The organism is Martinezella lusitana, assembly GCF_016901135.1.
GTDB lineage: Bacteria > Pseudomonadota > Alphaproteobacteria > Rhizobiales > Rhizobiaceae > Rhizobium > Rhizobium lusitanum_D.
Genome location: NZ_JAFEVL010000035.1, coordinates 1 through 4135, shown reverse-complemented (window position 1 = coordinate 4135; position 4135 = coordinate 1). Strand labels below are relative to the sequence as shown.

Below are 4135 nucleotides of genomic sequence, written 5' to 3'. Positions count from 1 at the left end.
ATGATCCGCAAGCGGCAATTTTCAACCAGTGCCCATTCAACATTTCAGCAATTCGCCGCACTCGCTGCGTAAGTGTGTCCTGCGATAGCCGTCTCTGCGGCCTTGCAAAAAGTTTGCAACAGAACCCCATAAATGTGGCGGGCACCATGGTACGCACTATATCATTCGCAAATGGGTGCGGCTTAGTTTGCGGTCGGCACCGCCTGGGTGGTCATGCATTCGGACAGGCCCATGAAGGCCTTCTCGCCGCCCGCGAGGCTAAAATCGGCAGTAGTGCTGTTGGCGGTCAGGCTCAGCGACTTGCCGCTGGTCAGCGCCATGACGGCCTCGGTCGTGTTCGGGACGTCGATCGTTGCCGTTGCTGCCGTGTCAGCAGTCGACGAGAAATTTGTGGCCGTGCCACCATCGATCGACCAGGAGCCGGTCACCTGATCGCCCTTGGCGAAAGTGAACGTCGAAGAATTGGCAAACAGGACGACCTTGTCGCCAACGGCGAGAAGACCGAGGCCTGTCGCGGGGTTCTGAGCGAGGCAACCGGTGAAGGTGTCGCCGTCTTTCAGCGGCGTGACGGAGAAATCGGCAGCATCGACGGACGCAGTGGTCAGAAGCATGGTGGCGAGGGTCACGGTTGTCAGGTGAAGTCTGTTCACGACATTTCCTTCATGAGCGGGGAAAGCGATTAAGCCCTTGGTTACAAAAAAACCTGCGACCCCGGTTTGGACGGGACGGAGAATCTACGTTCAGCGAAACGGAAGCCTCGCCAAAACCCTCAGCGGTTGTCGCATGGATTGTTATTTCCACTTATAACCCCGGCAAAATTGTTTCACTCCAATCCTTAAACAGAAAGTACCGGATATTTTCGCGGTTCATTTCTGGGCTGATTTGCTATTCTTGACGGTCGAACGCTTCCCTAGGTAACGGCGAGCAGGAGCCTCTATGGATTGGTGCTGCATCGCCAAATTGATCGCACAACACAACTAAATCCTCAGCACAATCCGACATCAACCGAGAGTGCCACCTATTGACGCTTTCATTTACCGATTTCAAATAGCAAAATGTCTTGAAGTGCATGGGCTTGACGGCCAAAATGGGCCTCTATTTCAGCTAAGGATTTCACTTTCGTCTTGGAATTGCAAAAGCGATTGGGAGCCTTTGACAATCGCGAATCTCTGCGGGGCGGTGGTTGCCTGTGCGATGCATCGCGGCAAGGTGAGTTGGATTTTGGCGGGTTGAGCGATAGGCTGAAGCGTCCTACTAGCAGCTGGTTTTGGTGCACTGCAACCTTTGCGATTTTCAGCCAAACGCTTCAATGAAATCCTTAGCTGAAATCGACACTCACTACATCCCAACCGCGTCGATGACCTGCATCACGATCGGGATCATCGCCAGCAGACGCTTCTTCGGCACGCCGTCACGCGCCTGCACAGACAGTCCATGTAGGACGGTGGCGTAGTAGTCGCCAAGCATCTGGGCATTGACGTCAGGCTTCAACTCTCCCTCAGCTACCGCTCGCTCGATCCGTTCCACCAATGACGCGGTGCGCCGCAGGCGACAGTCCGCCAGCCACTCGCGCACACCAGCATTTTCGCTTGTGCAGTTGGTCGCCGCCGACACTACCATGCAGCCCTGCGGCCGGTCCTGTCTCGTGTAAGTTTCGACCGCTTCAAGCAAGGTTCTCTCAATTGCTCGTCGAGCGGTCGGCTCCTCCGCCAGCGCCCGGGTGGCGAAACCGCCTTCCTCGGCGTGATAGAGTGCCACGGCTTCTCGAAACAGTGCCTCCTTTGACCCGAAGGCGGCATAGATGCGTGCGGAAGCAAGTCCCAGCGTTGAGACGAGATCGGCCATCGACACACCCTCATAGCCGCGTGACCAGAAAGCGTCGCGCGCCTTTGTCAGCGCTTCGTGCCGGTCGAACTCTCGCGGTCGTCCCGCCATCCAAATCTCCATTCTTGATCAAACAATCAATAATTCGCTTGACGGATGAAAGCAAGGTTTTATTGTTTAGTGATTGACAAAGAATTGTCGGAATGGAGATAGACATGAGTACATCGGGTGAAGCAGGACTGGCAGTAGCGACAGGGATCGGGACAAAACGAGGAGCCGCATTGGCGCTGCTTGCCTTCGCCCAACTCATTTACTCGCTCGACATCAATATTGTTTTCGTCGCGCTGCCAGAGATCGGCGCGGGCCTCGGCTTCTCCGGTCAGACCCTGCAATGGGTGGTGAGCGCCTATATGGTTCTATGCGGTGGGTTCCTGCTGTTCGGGGGGCGGGCCGCCGACCTGATCGGCCAGCGGCGCGTGTTCATCTTCGCGCTTTGGCTCTACGCGCTATCATCGCTCGCAGGCGGGCTTGCCTGGTCGCCGGAGATCATCGTCACAGCACGCGCCATACAGGGGATCGGAGCCGCCTTCCTATTTCCGGCGACGCTTTCGCTCATCAATCGCCTGTTCGCCGAGGGGCCGGAGCGCAACAGGGCACTTGCAATATGGGGTGGGACTGGCGCGAGCGGGCTGACTATTGGAGCGCTGGCGGGCGGCTTTCTTACCAGCATCTGGGACTGGCCGGCCGTCTTCTTCGTCAACGTCCTTCTGGCCGGCATCGCCATTCTTGCCGCCTTCTTCGTCATTCCGCGTGATCCGAAGCGGCATAAGCACCGCAGCTTCGACGTGCTAGGTGCACTGACAGTATCGGCAGGCACGACGCTGCTAGTCTTCGCCCTGGTGCAGGGGCCGGAGTTCGGGTGGAATTCGAGGGTCATCCTCTGGGCTTTTGCCCTTTCTGCGATCTTTCTCATCGCTTTCGCCGGGATCGAAGCGCGAAGCGCCGATCCGCTTATGCCGCCGCGGCTGTTTCGCAATCGCAGCCTCGTCGCTTGCATGGCGATCACCTTCCTCTACATGGGCACGTTCGGCGCGCTGCCCTACTTCCTGACCGTGCTGTTCCAGAACATCCATGGCTTCACCGCGCTCCAGACCGGCTTTGCCTTTCTCATCCCATCCCTCGCGATCGCCGCCGGCACACAGCTCGGCGAACGGCTAGTGGCGCGGCTCTCAACCCGCACTACGCTGACCAGTGGTATGATCATCGGTGCGGTCGGCACCGCGCTTCTCGTTGCCGGTGCGGATACCGACAGCAGCTATTTTGCCATCGTGCCAGGCCTGATCGTCTCTGGCATCGGCCAAGGCATCGTCTGGACTGGCATGTGGATTGCTGCCTCGGCCGGCGTCCATCATGACGATCAGGGCGTCGCCTCCGGCATGGCGTCCACGACACTCAGCGTCGGCAATGCTATCGGACTCGCCGTGCTGATTGCTATCGCCAACCAGCATGTCACGGGACTGGCAGGCGATGACTTGCGGATTGCTGTCGCAGGTGGCGTTCAACGCGCCTTCTGGTTCGCCGCCGTCGCCGGCATTCTCGTCAGCCTCCTTGCGTGGTTCGCCCTACGTGGTCAGGTGGTTGCGCCTCCGGCTGAATGAGGTGAAGAATCGCATTGGCCACCCACATTCATCGCATCCGCGCAATGGAAGGCGGTGGCAGGTTGGATGAAGATGTCCGGCCTTGAGATACCGTGCTGCTGAACCAGATGTTCGACGGCAAGGTCGGCCGCTTCGCGGGTATCGAACGTCGCCCATATTGTCGTGGTGCTGTCGTCCGCCATCGACTTTGTCCTGCTTTATTAAGCTCACAGAATGAGAACGCCTTGACGGGTTAGTAGCTTCCCAGGCGTCATCTAATTGAATCTGTTGATATCGCCGAGAAGAATGGCTAGGTTCCCTCTTTGTTTCGGCGTGAGCCATCAACTGAGATGCCGAGCCGGCTCCCGGATCCTTGAAGCCACGATGAGCGACAAGATTTGCTTGGTGGTGAATTGGCGGTTTTCTCAACTTGTGTGCTTCATTGGCTGCTAGCGACGCTGCCGGCTATGGGCACGCAACGTCGTCTACCTGGGCAATCGCGTGGAAACGAGACACGCGGTGGAAAAGAAGAGCGGACGGCTGACAGCGGTTACCTCTATGTTGCCGACCGCGACGGCTCGACGAGCCTGGGTAGCGGATCAACCCACGCCTGGTGCCAAATTTACTTGCCAGGCCCGGGCTGGGTGGAATCCCACCAACGGCATCGTCGGAAA

The 4135-nt window shown here is 58.0% G+C and carries 4 protein-coding genes and 1 pseudogene; 2 read left to right on the top strand and 3 right to left on the bottom strand.

Annotation, left to right across the window (positions count from 1 at the left end):
• Window positions 1–182: 182 nt before the first annotated feature.
• A complete protein-coding gene (locus tag JTP94_RS13455) occupies window positions 183–650 on the bottom strand; it encodes a hypothetical protein (RefSeq protein ID WP_204851001.1) in 468 nt (155 codons plus the stop codon).
• A gap of 688 nt (window positions 651–1338) precedes the next feature.
• Entirely contained in the window at window positions 1339–1935 is a 597-nt protein-coding gene (locus JTP94_RS13450) for a TetR/AcrR family transcriptional regulator (protein WP_246754927.1), read from the bottom strand.
• Between the two features lie 104 nt (window positions 1936–2039).
• Here JTP94_RS13450 and JTP94_RS13445 point away from each other — a divergent pair, with 104 nt between their 5' ends.
• Window positions 2040–3482 (top strand): MFS transporter, encoded by a 1443-nt coding sequence (locus JTP94_RS13445; protein WP_246754925.1) that lies wholly within the window; start codon window positions 2040–2042, stop codon window positions 3480–3482.
• On the opposite strand, the gene JTP94_RS13440 is transcribed toward JTP94_RS13445, so the two are convergent.
• Complete coding sequence (locus JTP94_RS13440; protein WP_204851002.1) at window positions 3455–3664, bottom strand: hypothetical protein; 210 nt, start codon at window positions 3662–3664, stop codon at window positions 3455–3457. The genes JTP94_RS13445 and JTP94_RS13440 overlap by 28 nt on opposite strands.
• Before the next feature lie 342 nt (window positions 3665–4006).
• On the opposite strand from JTP94_RS13440, the pseudogene JTP94_RS13435 reads away from it, so the two are divergent.
• Window positions 4007–4135, top strand: a pseudogene (locus JTP94_RS13435) (transglutaminase family protein); the annotation flags it as partial.